The 17,062-nt window shown below is 65.5% G+C and carries 12 protein-coding genes and 2 tRNA genes; 3 read left to right on the forward strand and 11 right to left on the reverse strand.

All coding sequences use genetic code 11. From position 1 onward, the window contains the following. Window positions 1–155 precede the first annotated feature (155 nt). Complete coding sequence (locus tag AC1VNY_RS24720; protein ID WP_482407122.1) at window positions 156–761, forward strand: DNA-3-methyladenine glycosylase; 606 nt, start codon at window positions 156–158, stop codon at window positions 759–761. A gap of 18 nt (window positions 762–779) precedes the next feature. Here the strand turns inward: AC1VNY_RS24720 and AC1VNY_RS24725 are convergent, their stop codons facing one another. The 7 genes from AC1VNY_RS24725 to AC1VNY_RS24755 all read right to left on the reverse strand — a co-directional run bounded on the left by AC1VNY_RS24725 (window position 780) and on the right by AC1VNY_RS24755 (window position 8,448). Continuing rightward, a complete protein-coding gene (locus tag AC1VNY_RS24725; protein WP_482407123.1) occupies window positions 780–3,647 on the reverse strand; it encodes a valine--tRNA ligase in 2,868 nt (955 codons plus the stop codon). A gap of 174 nt (window positions 3,648–3,821) precedes the next feature. Continuing rightward, window positions 3,822–4,550 (reverse strand): PopZ family protein, encoded by a 729-nt coding sequence (locus AC1VNY_RS24730; RefSeq protein WP_482407124.1) that lies wholly within the window; start codon window positions 4,548–4,550, stop codon window positions 3,822–3,824. Window positions 4,551–4,884: 334 nt separating this feature from the next. Beyond that, entirely contained in the window at window positions 4,885–6,288 is a 1,404-nt protein-coding gene (locus AC1VNY_RS24735; RefSeq protein WP_411781128.1) for a TolC family outer membrane protein, read from the reverse strand. A gap of 213 nt (window positions 6,289–6,501) precedes the next feature. Then, window positions 6,502–7,167, reverse strand: a complete 666-nt coding sequence (locus AC1VNY_RS24740) for a protein-L-isoaspartate O-methyltransferase family protein (protein ID WP_482407125.1) — start codon at window positions 7,165–7,167, stop codon at window positions 6,502–6,504. Between the two features lie 136 nt (window positions 7,168–7,303). Next, window positions 7,304–7,483 carry a hypothetical protein gene (locus tag AC1VNY_RS24745; RefSeq protein WP_016842100.1) on the reverse strand — a complete coding sequence of 60 codons (180 nt, stop codon included), beginning with the start codon at window positions 7,481–7,483 and terminating at the stop codon, window positions 7,304–7,306. A gap of 131 nt (window positions 7,484–7,614) precedes the next feature. Beyond that, window positions 7,615–7,689, reverse strand: a tRNA-Asn gene (locus AC1VNY_RS24750). Between the two features lie 273 nt (window positions 7,690–7,962). Next, window positions 7,963–8,448 (reverse strand): anthrone oxygenase family protein, encoded by a 486-nt coding sequence (locus AC1VNY_RS24755; RefSeq protein WP_482407126.1) that lies wholly within the window; start codon window positions 8,446–8,448, stop codon window positions 7,963–7,965. Between the two features lie 92 nt (window positions 8,449–8,540). Here AC1VNY_RS24755 and AC1VNY_RS24760 point away from each other — a divergent pair, with 92 nt between their 5' ends. Both AC1VNY_RS24760 and AC1VNY_RS24765 read left to right on the forward strand, forming a co-directional pair. Then, window positions 8,541–9,179, forward strand: coding sequence for a TetR/AcrR family transcriptional regulator (locus AC1VNY_RS24760; RefSeq protein WP_482407127.1), 639 nt, complete (start codon window positions 8,541–8,543; stop codon window positions 9,177–9,179). A 441-nt stretch (window positions 9,180–9,620) separates the two neighbouring features. After that, entirely contained in the window at window positions 9,621–9,803 is a 183-nt protein-coding gene (locus AC1VNY_RS24765; protein ID WP_482407128.1) for a hypothetical protein, read from the forward strand. A gap of 43 nt (window positions 9,804–9,846) precedes the next feature. On the opposite strand, the gene AC1VNY_RS24770 is transcribed toward AC1VNY_RS24765, so the two are convergent. From AC1VNY_RS24770 to AC1VNY_RS24785, 4 genes are all read right to left on the reverse strand, one after another. Continuing rightward, a tRNA-Cys gene (locus AC1VNY_RS24770) sits at window positions 9,847–9,920 on the reverse strand. Window positions 9,921–10,040: 120 nt separating this feature from the next. Beyond that, window positions 10,041–10,766 (reverse strand): tRNA-uridine aminocarboxypropyltransferase, encoded by a 726-nt coding sequence (locus tag AC1VNY_RS24775; RefSeq protein WP_482407129.1) that lies wholly within the window; start codon window positions 10,764–10,766, stop codon window positions 10,041–10,043. A 35-nt stretch (window positions 10,767–10,801) separates the two neighbouring features. Continuing rightward, window positions 10,802–13,906: an efflux RND transporter permease subunit gene (locus AC1VNY_RS24780; RefSeq protein WP_482407130.1), complete on the reverse strand. Its 3,105-nt coding sequence runs from the start codon at window positions 13,904–13,906 to the stop codon at window positions 10,802–10,804. Further along, entirely contained in the window at window positions 13,903–17,031 is a 3,129-nt protein-coding gene (locus AC1VNY_RS24785; RefSeq protein WP_482407131.1) for an efflux RND transporter permease subunit, read from the reverse strand. The genes AC1VNY_RS24780 and AC1VNY_RS24785 overlap by 4 nt, the downstream gene beginning before the upstream one ends. Between the last annotated feature and the right edge of the window lie 31 nt (window positions 17,032–17,062).

Consider the following 17,062-nt stretch of genomic DNA (forward strand, 5'->3'; position numbering starts at 1 on the left):
CAAACCCGGAACGGGTTTGCGCTGGAGATCATGCTCCGAACCAAGGGTTTAGCTAATCGGTGTTGACGCGGCTCGCAACCCGCCCTGCGACCCTAGCAGGTCAGCCGATATATTGGCAGTCTTGCGGTCCGTTCCATGCCGATTCCCACCTCAAAATGGCTCAAAAACCCCGATCTATCCGCGCGACCGCGCCGCGCCTCGGCAAGCCGCTGAAACGCTCCTTCCTCGATCGCAGCGTCCACGAGGTCGCCCCCGACCTGATCGGCGCGACCTTCCTGGTCGGCGGCGCCGGCGGCATCATCACCGAGGTCGAGGCCTATCATCACACCGATCCGGCGGCGCATTCATACCGCGGGCCGACCCCGCGCAACCAGGTGATGTTCGGCCCGCCGGGCTTCTCCTACGTCTACCGCTCCTACGGCATCCATTGGTGCGTCAATTTCGTCTGCGAGGAAGCGGGCTCCGCCAGCGCCGTGCTGATCCGCGCGCTCGAGCCGACCCACGGGCTCGCGGCGATGCGCCGGCGGCGCGGGCTGGAGGACCCGCGCGCGCTGTGCTCGGGGCCGGGCAAGCTCTGCGAGGCGCTCGGCATCACCATCTCGCACAGCGAATTGCCGCTCGACCGCGCCCCGATCGCGCTCCATGCGCGGACCGAAGCACCCGACATCATCACCGGGGTGCGGATCGGCATCACCAAGGCCGTCGACCTGCCCTGGCGCTACGGGCTGAAGGGATCGAAATTCCTCAGCAAGCGGTTTTGAGCGCCACGGCGTTATCAGCTATGACGCCTTCTTCAACCGCTCGATCGCCTCGAGGATCTTGGCGCGGCGCTCCATTGCTGCCGCGCGCTTTTCCTTCTCTTCCTCGACGAGCTCTTCCGGCGCGTTGGCGACGAACTTTTCATTGGCGAGCTTGGCATCGACCCGCTTGATGTCGGCGTCGGCCTTGCCGAGCTCCTTCTCCAGCCGCGTGCGTTCAGCCGCGAGATCGATCACGCCCTTCAGCGGCAGCGCGACCGCCTCGCCGCGGACAAGGAGCTGCACCGCGCCTTCCGGCGGGTGGTCGGCGAACGAGATATCCGACAATCGCGCGAGCCGCTTGATGGTGTCGCTCCAGCGCTGCGCGCGATCACGCGTCTCGGCGGAGGCGCCCGCGATCACCAGCGGCGTCAGCGTCGACGGCGGGATGTTCATTTCCGCCTTCACCGACCGCATCGCGGTGACGAGATCGACCACCCAGCCGATCTCGGCCTCAGCCGCGGGATCGCTGAACTCGTCGGCGTCGAGCGCGGCAATGACCGGCGGAATGATCGGATCGACCACCGGACCGGCGGTTGCGATCGCGGCCAGCTGCTCGCCGGTCACGCCCGACTTGCGCGGCCAGGACGCCAGCACCAACAGGCCGTCGCGCTTTGCGGTCACCGCCCACAGCTCCTCGGTGATGAAGGGCATGAACGGATGCAGCAGCTTGAGGATCTCGTCGCGGGTCCAGGCGATCATGGCGCGGGTCTCGGACTTGGCCGCGCCCTCCTCGCCCATCAGCACGGGTTTCGCGAGCTCAAGATACCAGTCGCAGAACACGTTCCAGACGAAGCGGTAGATCGCGCCCGCGGCATCGTTGAAGCGATGATCCTCGATCGTCTCGGTGACCTCGCGGGTGACGCGCGAGGTTTCGTGCGCGATCCAGCGGTTCAACGTCTCCTTTGCACCCTTCGGATCGAAACCGTCCGGCTTGACGCACTCGTTCATCTCGGCGAAGCGGCAGGCGTTCCAGAACTTGGTCGCGAAATTGCGGTTGGTCTCGACCAGATGCGGCGACAGGCGGATGTCATGGCCTTGCGCCGCCTCGCGGGTCAGCGCGAAGCGCAGCGCGTCGGCGCCGTATTCGTCGATCACGCCGAGCGGGTCGATGACGTTGCCTTTCGACTTCGACATCTTGGCGCCCTTCTCGTCGCGGACGAGGCGGTGGATGTAGACGGTCGAGAACGGCGCCTCCTTCATGAAATGGAGGCCCATCATCATCATGCGGGCGACCCAGAAGAAGATGATGTCGAAGCCGGTGACGAGCGTGTTGGTCGGGTAGTAGCGCGCGACCTCCGGGGTGTCGTCCGGCCAACCCAGCGTCGAGAACGGCCACAGCGCCGACGAGAACCAGGTGTCGAGCACGTCCTCGTCACGCGTGATGAAACCCTCGCGCTTGGCGGGGTCGACCGCCATGTCGTGGCCCTGCTCCGGCGTGATGACTTCCTGCTCGACGTAATAGCCGAGCGCGTGGCCGACCGCCTCTTCCTCGGTCTCGGCGACGAACACCTTGCCGTCGGGTCCGTACCACGCCGGGATCTGATGGCCCCACCAGAGCTGGCGCGAGATGCACCAGGGCTGGATGTTCTCCATCCACTCGAAATAGGTTTTTTCCCAGTTCTTCGGCACGAACGTGGTTTCGCCCGAGCGCACCGCCGCGATCGCCGGCTGCGCCAGCGTCTTGGCGTCGACATACCACTGGTCGGTCAGATACGGCTCGATCACAACGCCGGAGCGGTCGCCATGCGGCACCATGTGGGTGTTGGGCTCGATGCGCTCGAGGAAGCCGAACTCCTCCAACCGTGCGACGATCTTCTTGCGCGCCGCGAAGCGCTCGATCTTGTCAAACTCGGCGGCGAACTCGTCGGCGCCCATCGGCAGGCCGCGAAGATAGTCCTCGTTGCCCACTAGGCTGAGGCTGCCTTCCTGATCGAGCACGCTGATCTGCGGCAGGCCGTGACGCTTGCCGATCTCGAAGTCGTTGAAGTCGTGCGCCGGCGTCACCTTGACCGCGCCCGAGCCCTTCTCCGGATCGGAATAGTCGTCGGCGACGATCGGAATCCTGCGGCCGACCAGCGGCAGGATGACGTGGTGGCCGACCAGATCGGTATAACGCTCGTCGTCCGGATGCACCGCGACCGCGGTGTCGCCAAGCATCGTCTCGGGGCGCGTCGTCGCGACCACGATGAACGATTTCGGATCCTCGGGGCTGAAGCTGCGGCCCTCGATCGGATAGCGCAGGTACCAGAGATGGCCCCTGACCTCGACCTGCTGCACTTCGAGGTCGGAGATCGCGGTAAGCAGCTTCGGGTCCCAATTGACCAGGCGCTTGTCCTTGTAGATCAGGCCATCGCGGTGCAGCTCGACGAACACCTTGACGACGGCGCGCGACAGGCCCTCGTCCATGGTGAAGCGCTCGCGCGACCAGTCGCAGGAGGCGCCGAGACGCTTGAGCTGGTTGACGATGGTGCCGCCGCTCTCGGCCTTCCACTGCCAGACCCGCTCGAGGAACTTGGCGCGGCCCATGTCGCGCCGGCCGGGCTCCTGCCGTTCCATCAGCTGACGCTCGACCACCATCTGGGTGGCGATGCCGGCATGATCGGTGCCGGGCTGCCACAGCACGTCGCGGCCGCGCATCCGCTCGAAGCGGCACAGGATGTCCTGCAGCGTGTTGTTGAGCGCGTGGCCCATGTGCAGCGAGCCGGTCACGTTCGGCGGCGGGATCACGATGGTGAAAGGCGCGGCGTCCTTGCGTTCAGGCCGGCCGGCCTTGAACGCACCGCTCTCCTCCCAGATCCGGGCCATGCGGTGCTCGATATCGGCGGGCTGGTAGTTTTTCTCGATCATGACAATGCGCTGTGGACCATGGAAAAGGCTAGAAAGCCGCCGGAGCGCACCAAGTCAACCGGACCGGCACGTCAAATCGGCGTTTAGGGCATTTGGGAAGCTGAATGAGGGCTGCCAGACCCGACGGCGGGAGCCAGCCTCGCACCCGCGGCGGAGCTAGCGCCCGCGGCGGAGCTAACGCCCGCGGGATACCCGCTCGATCTCGGCCTTGACGATCCGCTCGACCAGCCCGGGCAGATTGTCGTCCAGCCAGGACTTCAGCATCGGCCGCAGCATCTCCTTGACCAGATCCTCAAGCGTCCGCGCATTGTTGCTCAGCACGGTGTTGGCCAGCGAATTGAAGGCCGACTCGACGGCCCGCATCGTGGTTCCCGAGATGATCTGCTGCATGGGCGCGCTCTCGATCGCCGGCGGCTCCCTGGCCGGTTCCGGCGCCCGGCTCCGCGCTTCCGTGAACTCGAGGTCGTCCTGCGGCTCGACCTTGCGGAACGACGGCGCGGCCGCCGGATCCGGCAGCGCCATCTCGTCGGTGAGTTCGAACACGTCGGCTTCGGGCTGGGCTGCGGGCTGCGGCGACGGCCTGATCTCGGCTGCGGGCGTCGCCTCGTCGAGACTGGCGAGCAGCGAGTCGATGTCGTCCTGACTGTTGCTGGCCGCCGGCGCTGGCGCAGGCGGCGGTGATTTCGGCGCGGGCGCGGCGGCCTTCGCGGCCGATGGCGCTGCGGGCGGCGGGCTCTTCATCGCGGGCTTGGCTGCTGGTGCTGGCTCGACCTTCGGCGGCGGCGCTGCAGCGGCAGCCTTCTCGGCCGCGGCCGGCTTCGCCTCGTCATCGGCAATGATGCGACGGATCGACGCCAGGATCTCCTCCATCGAGGGCTCTTGGACCTTCGCAGGTTGCGTCATCTCCGACTCCACATCGAAACGATTCTACATCAAGCCCGAGAGGATTCGCCGGTTCCGATGATGCGGGCGGAGATTTTCATTGCTCCCGCCCGACTTGTCCCCAGATCAAGCCCGCCCGAGGCCTTGTGCAAGCCTCGTGTCGCCCAATGCAGCGTGATCACAGGTGGCGTCGCACCTGTCATCACGCTACGCCGGCGCGCCGCGAATCGCCTTGCTGCCCGACAAAACGGTATGTCAGGCCAATTATCGAATGCAAGCAAACGCGCCTGTTTGTGGTCCTGATTAACTCAGAACCACAAACATGACGCGACAAGCGATGATGATGCGAAGGTGTTTAGCGGCCGTCGGGCGTGCGGACGCCGGCCCAGTTGTCACGAACCTGCTGGTAATGCACGCTCGGATCGTAGACGTTGGTCGAAAGGCCCATCACCTGCGGCGACAGGCGGCCAACTGCGCTCAGCACGTTATAAGACGCGACGACGCGGTCATGTTGCGCGGTGACCAACGCGTTGCGCGCGTTGACGAGCGCCTGCTGTGCGTTGAGCACGTCGAGCGTGGTGCGCTGACCGGCCTTGGCTTCTTCGCGCACGCCGTTCAGGGCGATCTCCGACGCGGTCACCTGCGCCTGTGCCGATGCCACCTGCGACTTGCCGGCGACCAGCTGGCCCCATGCGGTGACGACGTTGGCGCGCGCCTGGTCGCGGGTCTGTTCGAGCACAAGGCGCTGCTGCGCCAGCGATTCCTTGGACTGGCGGATCAGCGAGTATTCCGCACCGCCCTGGTAGAGCGGCACCGACAGCTGGACCGCCGTTCCCGCGCTGAATGCGCGCTGGCTGATCATGGTCTGCTCGTATTGCTGCTGCACGGACGTTTGCAGGTTGACCGACGGGAACAGCGCACCTTCGCTGACCTTGACCTGCAGGAAGTTGACGTCGACGCCGTACATCGCCGACGTGACGTTCGGATTCTGGGTCAGGCTGAGTTCGACGGCGGACGCAAGCGTCGTTGGCAGAAACCGGTCAACGGGCGAGCCCGGCGCGAGATTCTGCGGCTCGTTGCCGATGATGCGGCGGAAATTCGATCGCGTCGTCGTCAGGTTCGATTCGGCGGTGAGCTGCTGGGTTTTGCCAGCCGCAAGCTGCGCTTCGGACTGCGCGACGTCGGTGCGCGTCACTTCGCCGACATTGAAGCGATCCTGGGTCTGCTTCAGCGTCTGTTCCAGCACGCGCGTGTTGCTGCGTTGAACTTCGACGATGGCGGAGTCGCGGAGAAAGTCCATGTAGATCGTGGCCGCGCTCAGGATCACGGTTTGCTCGAGCACACGCAGGCCCTCGCGGGCCGCCGAGACCTGGCTTTCCGCCGCGCGCACCCTGGGCGCGGTCTGCGCGTTGAACAGCGACTGGTTGACCGTGAGGCCTGCGCTGCGCGGCGCGTTGGCGCCATGGATTCCGGTGCGGACAAGATTGTTCGAGTCGCCACCCTGTGTCGTCAGCGTATCGGTGTATTGGTACCCCGCGCTTGCCGTCAGTGCGACTTTCGGGCGGTAGCCCGACAGTGCCTGCGGAACGTTCTCGTCGGTTGACCGCACCTGCGCGCGTTGCGCGTTCAGCTGGGGATTGTTCTGGTAGGACCGCACCAAAGCGGCCTCGATTGTATCGGCGAGTGCGGGCACAGGGCCCATCTCCGCCAACAGAAGGACGGCAGTCGCAGCCGCGGTGACAACCTTCACCCCACGCATCCCCGGAAATCCAATCATTGTAGTCGCCGTCTCCACACGCAAATCAGTCCGGCGGTCGCTTCAGTCGAAGTGAGTCCCGCCTCACCTTAGTCCGCAGCTAGGGCCAACGGAACTACCCCGCAACGGAACACGGTCGAAACTCTTCACATGGGGCAAACGGGCCACACTTCTGATTCGGAACGGGATTTTATCAGGCGGTGCGCCGCGATAGCGTCAGAAGACGAAGGCGGGAAGCCGCTCGAATCCGGGCAAAACGGGGGCCGAGGCGTCGAACAGCTCGCGGTGGCCGAAATCCCCGTGGGAGTGCGTCACCAGGGTGGCGCGCGGCGGCGGCAACAGGCCGAATACCCCGACCAGCCGGCCCCCCTCCTTGAGCTGGCCGAACAGCCCGGTCGGGACGATCTCCGTCGCACCATTGAGGATAATGACGTCAAACGGGGCACCCGCGGCATCGCCGTCGGCGGCCGCAGCCGTTTTGACGGTGATATTCTGGATCCCGAGCTGGGCGAAGGCCGTGGCCGCCTTTGCGGCAAGCGCCGGATCGCTTTCGGTCGCGCTGACGTCTGCGGCAAAGCGCGCCACGACGGCGGCGGCGTAACCGGTCGCGCAGCCGACCACCAGGACGCGGTCGGTGGCCTTGATCTCGGCGGCCTGGAGCATCCTGGCGAGCAGCGCCGGCGTGATCAGGCAGCGCCTCGTCGCACCGCCCTCGGCTACATCGAGGTCGAGGTCGAGATAGGCCAGCGCCTGCTTGCCGGCCGGCACGAAGACCTCGCGCGGCACGGTCAGCATGGCATCGAGAATACGATCATCGGTCACGTCGCTCGGACGCACCTGACCATCGACCATATACTGGCGCGCGGTCGAAAAACCGGTCATTGGCGGAGACCCTGCAAGTCGCGGCTTTGCCGCTGGAGAAGCTAGAACAGGGCCATCTTTTGGAACAAGCTCCGCCAAAACGCAACACGCCGCTGGCGTGCAAAACGCGCTCCCAAAACGCGCTCCACGGCGCGCTCTATTCGATCGTGACGGCGAGCCGGCCGATCAGGCGGGCCACTTCATCGAGATGCTCGGAATCATGCTCCTCGACGGCCCTCGCGAGCCGCCGGACGCACTCATCGTCACTGATGTCAGGGGCATCATTCGGAACCAGCGTCGGCTGCGGCATCGACAGGTCGATCAGGTTAATGGCCATCAAAATCACCTCTCAAGACCCGGCGAGAACAAGTCTCGACGGCTATTGAGTCGATTTGACGACGTTTCGGCCTGTCCGATGCGGACCACGGGCTTGTGATTGTTGATGAGTGTGATGGGGCCAGACCGAACTGGCTCCCCGGGCTGGATTCGAACCAGCGACCATTCGATTAACAGTCGAATGCTCTACCGCTGAGCTACCGAGGAATAGGCGAACATCCGTTCGCGCGCGGGCAGCGTATAACAAAGCCTTTCGGCCTTGCAAAGAACCAAATGGCCCCTCCGGCGAAACTTTAGCGCGCACGGTAAGCCTCTGCGATACAAGGGCTTACCCATCGCCCGGCTTGGTACATGCCCAGCCCGCCGGCCCGGTCGCAGCCCCTGCGGGCGCCTGGAAACACCGCCAGCGCGGCGATCGGGGCGCGCCTATGATTCTGGTCTCGGGCAGCACGGCCCGGCTCCTCGCGCAAACGGGGCTGGCTACCGGCCGGCGATGGCAACGATGAACAGCGCGCTCGCGGCCAGCGAGGCGATGGTCCGCACATGATTCCAGAAGGTCCAGTCGGTCAGATAGCGCGCCCAGACCGATGTCGCCGAAGCGCCCGCGGGGTCGGTAGCCGCAAGCTGATCGTTCAGGGGAACGTTGAAGACGACAGTGACGACGAACATGCCGACCACGTAGAGGCCGCCGCCGCAAATCATCGCAATCGCGCCCGGCTCCTGCCATCTGAGCCCGCCGAGCACGACCAGCACGGCGCAGGACAGCGTGGTGCCGAGGAACACCGGCATGAACGGCGAGCGGACGATATCGACATTGATCGCGTTCATCGCCGAGATGCCGGCGGCCTGATCGATGCGGCCGAGCGCGGTCATGACGAAAGCCGAGAACGCGAAATAGAGCCCGGCGAGCAGGCCGCAGCCGAGCGCGGAAAACCACAGCAAGCCCGAGGTCAGGATCTGGCGCATCGTTCCGCCTCCAAATGCGAGATATACTCGTATTTGTGAAATGCGATAAACTCTCGTATTAGAGCCGTCAACCCCGATCGCAGGGAAGAGAGATGTCGAGACGAAAGGCCGCGCCTGCGGAAGTCCCCCTGCCCGGGCTGGCGCGGCTTGCCCCGACCCAGCAGCGCAGCCGCGAGCGCTTCGAGCGCATCCTCGCCTGCGCGACCGAGATCATGGCGGAAAAGGGCAGCGAGGCTTTCCGCATGAGCGACGTCGTCGCGCGCAGCGGCGTCGCATTCGGCTCGCTCTATCAATATTTCCCGGACAAGGCCGCGATCATCGGCACCCTGGCCGAACGCCATAACGCGGTCGGGCGCGATTGCGTCAGACGCGATCTGGCCACCGTGACGACGGCGCGCGACCTGCACCCGGCGCTTTGCCGGATCGTCGACAGCTACTACGAGATGTTCATGCGCGAGCCGGTCATGCGCGACATCTGGCAGGCGACGCAAGCCGACCGCGCCCTGCAGAAGCTCGATGCGGACGACATGGCCGCGCTCTCCGGTCTGTTGTCCGATGCGGTCATGCGGATTGCGCCCGACATGCCGACTGCCACCGTCGCCACCTTTTCAGCACTGACCATGACACTGATCGCGGCCGCCGTGCGTCACGCGATCACGCTGCCACCGAGGAAGGCGCGGCAGGCGCTGACGCAGTTCAAGTCCATGCTGCCGCACACCTGGCCGGGCTGACATAACGGCGCGCAGACGTCGGGAATTTCCTCCGGCTAGAGGCGATAGACAGCGGGTGTCGACGATTTGCGCTGTCCGGGAGCTGCCCGCAGCGCCCAACGCTGCCCACTGGTGAAACCATGTCAGCAAGAGCCGAGGATCGAGGTGGCATGCGATCAACGAATATCCCGCGATGTATGCCCTCATTGTCACGGCTCCCTAAAATTCCTGCGATATTTGACGGCTAAGAGTATTGCCGGGAATTCCGGGCAGAGTTTTTCGCAAGATGTGATCTGTCTCACATGAGGTGCGGCCACGCGGACCTAGGTTCCCGAAGGGGTCACCAACGATTTATTAACCAACGCGGGCGCCATCGTTCTTTTCATAAAATTCGAACGAATCGCTCAATCCGGACCGAAGACTGTTTTGCGACCATGGCGCTCTCGAACCTCGGAGAGCGCGATGAGCGAAATCGAATTTGATCTGCTGCTGGACGCCGTACGAACGGCGATCGCGCCCATTGCTCAGGAGGATCTTGTGGCTCAGCCCTCGCCCCGCATTCAGCCGCCACCGCGCGCGGCCAATGACAACCAGGCGCCGTGGCCGCTGATTCCATTTCCTGAAGGTTGGTACGCCGCGAGCTAATGCGGCTTCTCATTGATTGCCTGCAAGCCATTGATGAGATGAGTGGAGGCCACGACCAGAATTGAACTGGTGTACACGGTTTTGCAGACCGTTGCGTAACCACTCCGCCACGTGGCCCCTTGCGGCGGACTTCATATACGGCCTCTCTCCGATAGGCAACTGAGCCGGAAGGTAAGGTGCCCCTTGTTTGAGCAGGATCCCTTCGGAAAGCCGCTTCGCGCTTTTCCGGATCAGGCGCTAGCGCCGGCGCCTCCGGAAATCCCGCTTCTTCGGTTTTGGCGCCAGTTCCGGCAATTTGGCCTGCACTTCCCGGAACCTCGCCAGCATCCGCTCGAAACTGCCTGACAACGTTGCAGCAATGTCCGGCCGCTTCTCCAGCCCCGCCAGCAGGATCGCGGCCGCCTCGATGGTGGCCAGGCCGTCGCGGCGCGGTTCCCGCCGCAGCTTGCCGTAGAGCGAGGGCCGTTTCGGTCCGAGAATCACCCGCTGGCACTTCAGCATCCAGGCATTGCGCCACCACAGCGCCTTGGCCTGGCTCCAGGTGCCGTCGAGCAGCACGATGCCCTCGATGTCGGAGAGAATCGCGCGCTGATGCGGCTCGAGTTCGCCCTTGCGGTTGATCGCGACGATCTCGGCATCGGTCTCGAGGTCCTCGACCTTGGCGGAGCCGAGATAGAGCACCGCCCAGCGCGACGGATCGGGCACCGGCCGGCCCAGCGCCTTGGCAAGGCTCGGCCAGGACAATCCGATCCGCACCACGGCGTTCTCGAAATGCCGCGCCAACAGTCGCGCGGTGCCGAGCGCCCTGTCCTGCTCCTGCGGATGGATCAGGATCAGGAGCTGGATGCGGCTCTCGATCGGCGTGACGCTGTCGCAGATGCACAGCGGCAGCGGCTTGCCGCAATGCGGGCACTCCTCGATCTCGGCGACATCGTCGGTTTTTGCTTCGGTCGGTTCGGACATCGCTCCGCTATACGCTTGCAATCGCGCAATTCAAACTATTCCGCGGGTGCGTGCACGCCAGACGGCTCGCGGCGCTGGCGCAGCCGGTCGATCAGCAGGTAGATCACCGGCGTCGTGTAGAGCGTCAGGATCTGCGACACGAACAGGCCGCCGATGATGGTGATGCCGAGCGGCCGGCGCAGCTCGGTGCCCGGGCCGGTCGCAATGACCAGCGGAATGCCGGCGAACAGCGCGGCCATCGTCGTCATCAGGATGGGACGGAAGCGCGCGCGGCAGGCCTCGAAGATCGCGTCCCGCGACGACAGGCCCTGATGCCGCTCGGCCTCGAGCGCGAAGTCGACCATCATGATGCCGTTCTTCTTGACGATGCCGATCAAGAGGATGATGCCGACGAAGGCGATCACCGTCAGCGGCGTGTTGGTCACCTGCAAGGCGAGCAAGGCGCCGAGGCCGGCCGACGGCAGTGTCGAGATGATCGTGATCGGATGCGCCAGGCTCTCATAGAGCACGCCGAGCACGATATACATCGCGACCAGCGCGCCGAGGATCAGCAGCGGCTGCCGCCCGCTGGTCTTGTTGAAATCGCCGGCATTGCCGTCGAAGCTGCCGCGGATGCCCTCGGGCATGTGCAGCTCGTCGACCGCCTGCTGGATGTTCGTCGTTGCGACCTCCAGCGGCACGTCCGGCAGCAGGTTGAACGAGACCGTGGTCGAGGGGAAGCCGCCGGAGTGATAGACGGCGAGCGCCGACAGGCCTCGCTGGTAATGCACCAGCGCCGACAGCGGCACCTGCACGTCGTTGGCGCCGGCAACGTAGATGCGCTCGAGGTTCGACGGGTCGCTCTGGAATTTCGGATCGATCTCGAGCACCACCACGTACTGGTTGCGCTGGGTGTAGATGTACGAGATCTGCCGCTGCGAGAAGGCGTTGTTGAGCGCGTTGTCGATGTCCTGCACGCGGACGCCGAGGCTGGAGGCGGTCTTGCGGTCGATCACGAGGTTGAGCTGCAGGCCGCCGGGATCGCGGTCGGAGGAGACGTCCGTAATGCCCTCCACCGTTTCCATGCGCTTGGCCACGATCGGCGCCCATTTCTGCAACAGCTCGAGGTCGGTCGAGGCGAGCGTGTACTGGTAGTCGGAATCGCTCTGCCGGCCGCCGGTGCGGATGTCCTGGGCGGCGAACATGAACAGGCGGATGCCCGGCACCATGAACAGGTTGCGGCGTAGCCGGTCGATCACCTGCGCGGTCGACAGGCCGCCCCGCTCCTCCGGCGGTTTCAGGCTGATGAACATGGTGCCGCGGTTGGAGGTGGCGCCGCCCGGGCCGCCGCCGGAGCCGACCGACGAGCCGATGCCGGCGACCGCGGGATCGGACATCACGATGTCGGCGAGCCGCTGCTGCAGCTGCAGCATCGCCTGGAACGAGATATCCGCCGACGCCCGCGTCGAGCCGATCACGAAGCCGCTGTCGTCGGTCGGAAAATAGCCCTTCGGCGTCTTGATGTAGAGCGTCACCGTCAGCGCGACGGTGGCGAAGAACACCACCAGGGTCAGGAAGGGATAGCCGAGCACGATCCGCAGCGTTGATGCGTAGAACGCCACGACACGGGACAGCGTGCCCTCGATGACGCGGTCGTACCAGGTGGCGTGATCCGATGTCGCTTCCCTGATGTAATGCGCGCAGATCATCGGCGTGATAGTCAGCGACACCACGGTCGAGACCGCGATCGCGAACACCAGCGTCAGCGAGAATTCGCGCAGCAGCCGCCCGACGATGCCATCCATGAAGATCAGCGGCGTGAAGGCCGCGATCAGCGACAGCGAGATCGACAGCACCGTGAAGCCGATCTGCTTGGCGCCTTCGACGGCGGCCGGATATGGCGCCATGCCCTGCTCGAGATTGCGATACATGTTCTCGATCATCACGATGGCGTCGTCGACCACGAAGCCGACGGAGATCGCGAGCGCCATCAGCGACAGATTGTCGATCGAGAAGCCGGCGAGCCACATCCCGGCGCAGGTGCCGGCCAGCGCCAGCGGCACCGAGACGCCGGCGGCGATCGTCGGCACCACCCGGCGCAGGAACACGAACACCACAATCATCACAAGCACGGCGGTCGCCAGCAGCGTGAACTGCATGTCCTCGACGCTGGCGCGGATCGTTCCGGTGCGATCGACCAGGGTCGAGATCTCGACGCCCGCCGGAATCCATTTCCTCAGCTCCGGCAGCAACCTGCGAACGCCGTCGACGGTGTCGATGACGTTGGCGTCGCCCTGCTTGGTGATCTGGATCAGCACCGCCGGCTGCTTGTTGAACCAGGCGATCGAGCGCGAATTGCGCACGGAATCCTCGACCTCGGCGACGTCGGCGAGGCGGACGAAATTGCCGTTCGAGCTCTTGATGACGATGTCGCGGAACTCGGCCGCGGTGCGCATCTGCTTGTTGATCGAGAGCGTCTCGCTCAGCCGGCCGCCATTGAAGATGCCGACCGGCCCCAGCGGGTTGGCGTTGATGATCGCGAGCCGGACGTCGTCGGTCGCGATCCCGGCGTTCGCCAGCGACACCGGATTGAGCGCGATGCGCACCGCCGGCTGGTCGGCGCCGCTGACGGTGACCTCGCCGACCCCCGGCACCTGCGAGATCCGTTGCGCCAGCACCGTGTCGGCTACGTCGTACATCGCGCTGGTCGAGATCGTCTTCGAGGTCAGCGCCAGCACGAATACCGGCGACGCGGCCGGGTTGGCCTTGCGGAACCTGGGCAGCGACGGCAGGTCGCTCGGCAGATCGGCGAGCGAGGCGTTGATCGCGGCCTGCACGTCGCGCGCGGCGCGGTCGATGTTGCGGCCGATCGAGAACTGAACCTGGATGCTGGTGGTGCCGAGCGAGCTCGTCGAGGTGATCTGGTCGACGCCCGAAATGGTGCCGAGCTTGCGCTCCAGCGGAGCGGCGACGGTCGCGGCCATCACCGAGGGATCGGCTCCCGGCCTGGACGCCGACACCCGGATGGTCGGGAAGTCGACATTCGGGACCGACGACACCGGCAGGAACTGGTAGGCGACGATCCCGACCAGGAACAGCCCGATCGCAAGCAGTGTGGTGCCCACCGGCCTGCGGATGAAGGGCTCCGAGATCGAGATCACTGCATGCCCTCGGTGGCGCCCGCGATCGGCGGGCCGCTGGGACCCGGCTCCGGCACGGCCCGCTCGATCCGGCGGTTGAGCCGGTCGAGCGCCAGATAGATCACCGGCGTGGTGTAGAGCGTCAGCAGCTGGCTCAGCAGCAGACCGCCAATGATCGAAATGCCGAGCGGGAAGCGCAGTTCGGCGCCGGTGCCGCTCTCGATCGCGAGCGGCAAAGCGCCGAACAGCGCCGCCAGCGTCGTCATCATGATCGGGCGGAAGCGCAGCAGGCAGGCCTGCACGATGGCGTCATAGGACGACATGCCCTGGTGACGCTCGGCCTCCAGCGCGAAGTCGATCATCATGATCGCGTTCTTCTTGACGATGCCCATCAACAGGATGATGCCGATCAGGCCGATCACCGAGAGGTCCTGCCCGCACAGCATCAAGGCGAGGATGGCGCCGACGCCGGCCGAGGGCAGCGTCGACAGGATGGTGATCGGATGGATATAGCTCTCATAGAGCACGCCGAGCACGATGTAGATCGTGATGATCGCCGCCAGGATCAACCAGGGCTGTCCGGCGAGCGAGCGCGCGAATTCGGCGGCGTCGCCGGAATAGATCCCGACGATGCTGCCGGGCATCCCGATCCTGCTCTCGATCGCCTTCACCGCCGCGACCGCGTCACCCAGCGCCTCGCCCGGCGCCAGGTTGAAGCTGAGCGAAACCGACGGGAATTGCGCCTGGTGCGAGATCGCGAGCGGCGCCGTGGTCCGGACCAGCGTCGCCACCGCCGACAGCGGCACCTGCGCGCCGTTGGCGCCGGGCAGATAGAGCTTGTCGAGGATCGACGGGTCGCGCTGATACATCGGCAGCGCCTCGAGCACGACGCGGTACTGGTTGGCCTGGCCGTAGATCGTCGAGATCTGCCGCTGAGCGAAGGCATCGTTCAGCGTGTCGGTGACGCCCTGCAGACTGACGCCGAGCTGGCCGGCACGCTGGCGGTTGACGTCGAGCGCCGCGCGCAAGCCGCCCTCCTGCGCCTCCGAGGAGACATCGCGGAAGATCGGGTCGCGCCGCATCTCGGCGACGAGCTTTTGCGCCCATTGCGAGACCTCGGCGGCGTCGGTCGCGGTCAGCGTGTACTGGTATTGCGAGCGGCTCGACTGGGTCGAGATCTGCACGTCCTGCACCGGCTGGAAGTACACCGTCATGCCGGGCACCGTCGCGACCTTCTGCTTGAGGCGCTCGATCACCTTGACGACGCCCTCGCGCCGCTCGTCGAGCGGCTTCAGCGTCATCACCAGACGGCCGACATTGGTGGTCGGATTGACCGAACCCGAGCCGATCACCGAAACCACGCCCACCACATCGGGATCGGCCTTGATGATGCCGGAGACCGCGCTCTGCCGCCGCTGCATCTCGGCGAACGAGACGTCGGGCCCGGCCTCGGTCACCGCCGTGATCGACGAGGTGTCCTGCAGCGGCAGAAAACCCTTCGGCGCCAGCACATACATGATCAGCGTCAACGCGATGGTCGCGAACGTCACCAGCAGCGTCGCGCGCTGGCGCCGCAGCACCCAGAGCAGCGTCCGATGGTAGAACTCCACCATGCGGTCGATGAAACGGCTGACCGCGGCCAGGCCCGGGACCGCCATTTCCTCATGGATGTTCTTGAGCAGCCGCGAGCACATCATCGGCGTCAGCGTCAGCGAGACGATCGCCGAGGTCACGACCGCGATCGTCAAGGTGAGCGCGAATTCGCGGAACATGCGGCCAACCAGGCCGGACATGAACAGCAGCGGGATAAACACCGCGATCAGCGACACCGTCAGCGAGATCACGGTGAAGCCGATCTCGCTGGCCCCCTTCAGCGAGGCCTCCATCACCGTCTCGCCACCTTCCATGTGGCGGACGATGTTCTCGATCATGACGATGGCGTCGTCGACCACAAACCCGGTTCCGATGGTCAGCGCCATCAGCGACAGATTGTCGAGGCTGAAGCCCGCGAAATACATGATGCCGAAGCTCGTGATCAGCGACAGCGGCAGCGCGACGCCGGCGATCAGGGTCGCGCGCAGCGACCGCAGGAACAGGAGCACCACCAGTGTCACCAGCACGACGCTCAGGATCAGCGTGAACTGAACGTCGCGCACCGAGGCGCGGATCGTCACGGTACGGTCGGAGACGATGGTCAGCTTGACGCCGGCCGGGACCGCCCGCTGCAGCCGCGGGATTTCGGCGCGGATCTGCTTGACGACGTCGATGACATTGGCGCCCGGCTGGCGCTGGATGTCGATGATGACGGCCGGCGTGCCCTGGTACCAGCCGCCGGTGCGGTCGTTCTCCAGCCCGTCGACGATCTGGGCGACGTCGCCGATCGTGACCGGCGAGCCGTTGCGATAGGCGATGATGATCGGCCGGTAGGCGTCGGCGGCGGCGATCTGGTCGTTGGCGGCGATGGTGTAGGATTGCTGGGCGCCGTCGAGCGAACCCTTCGGCCCCGACACGTTGGCGCCGGCGATCGCGTTACGCAAATCCTCCATCGCGATGCCATAGGCCGCAAGCCGGGCCAGATCGGCCTGCACGCGCACCGCCGGCTTGAGGCCGCCGAGGATCGAGACCCGGCCGACGCCGGAAATCTGGCTCAGCCGTTGGCCCAGGATGGTGTCGGCGAGATCGCTCATCGCCCGCAGCGAGATCGTGTCCGAGGTCAGCGCCAGCGTCATGACAGGCGCGTCCGCCGGGTTCACCTTGGCGTAGACCGGCGGATACGGCAGCGTCTTCGGCAAAATGCCGGCGGCGGCGTTGATCGCGGCCTGCACATCCTGCGTGGCGCCGTCGATGTCGCGGTTGAGGTCGAACTGCAGCGAGATCTGGCTGACGCCGAACGAGCTCGTCGAGTTCATCGACGACAGCGACGGGATCTGCCCGAGCTGCCGCTCCAGTGGCGCCGTGATCAGCGAGGCCACCACGTCGGGGCTCGCGCCGGGCAATTGCGTCGTCACCTGCACGGTCGGGAAGTCGACCTGCGGCAGCGCGGAGACCGGCAGCGCCCAATAGCCGAGCGCACCGCCGATCATCAGGGCGATGCCGAGCAGCGAGGTGGCGATCGGCCGGCGGATGAACGGTTCGGAGACGCTCATGGCTGCGTGCTCGCTGTTGGGTCGGACATTA

The organism is Bradyrhizobium ferriligni (assembly GCF_056837965.1).

Excerpts from the sequence above, each read along its gene's own strand:
- AC1VNY_RS24745 (WP_016842100.1), bottom strand. The coding sequence starts at position 7,483 with ATGGCCATTAACCTGATCGACCTGTCGATGCCGCAGCCGACGCTGGTT.
- AC1VNY_RS24725 (WP_482407123.1), bottom strand. The coding sequence starts at position 3,647 with ATGATCGAGAAAAACTACCAGCCCGCCGATATCGAGCACCGCATGGCC.
- AC1VNY_RS24765 (WP_482407128.1), top strand. The coding sequence starts at position 9,621 with ATGAGCGAAATCGAATTTGATCTGCTGCTGGACGCCGTACGAACGGCG.
- AC1VNY_RS24785 (WP_482407131.1), bottom strand. The coding sequence starts at position 17,031 with ATGAGCGTCTCCGAACCGTTCATCCGCCGGCCGATCGCCACCTCGCTG.
- AC1VNY_RS24735 (WP_411781128.1), bottom strand. The coding sequence starts at position 6,288 with ATGCGTGGGGTGAAGGTTGTCACCGCGGCTGCGACTGCCGTCCTTCTG.
- AC1VNY_RS24730 (WP_482407124.1), bottom strand. The coding sequence starts at position 4,550 with ATGACGCAACCTGCGAAGGTCCAAGAGCCCTCGATGGAGGAGATCCTG.
- AC1VNY_RS24740 (WP_482407125.1), bottom strand. The coding sequence starts at position 7,167 with ATGACCGGTTTTTCGACCGCGCGCCAGTATATGGTCGATGGTCAGGTG.
- AC1VNY_RS24755 (WP_482407126.1), bottom strand. The coding sequence starts at position 8,448 with ATGCGCCAGATCCTGACCTCGGGCTTGCTGTGGTTTTCCGCGCTCGGC.
- AC1VNY_RS24760 (WP_482407127.1), top strand. The coding sequence starts at position 8,541 with ATGTCGAGACGAAAGGCCGCGCCTGCGGAAGTCCCCCTGCCCGGGCTG.
- AC1VNY_RS24775 (WP_482407129.1), bottom strand. The coding sequence starts at position 10,766 with ATGTCCGAACCGACCGAAGCAAAAACCGACGATGTCGCCGAGATCGAG.
- AC1VNY_RS24720 (WP_482407122.1), top strand. The coding sequence starts at position 156 with ATGGCTCAAAAACCCCGATCTATCCGCGCGACCGCGCCGCGCCTCGGC.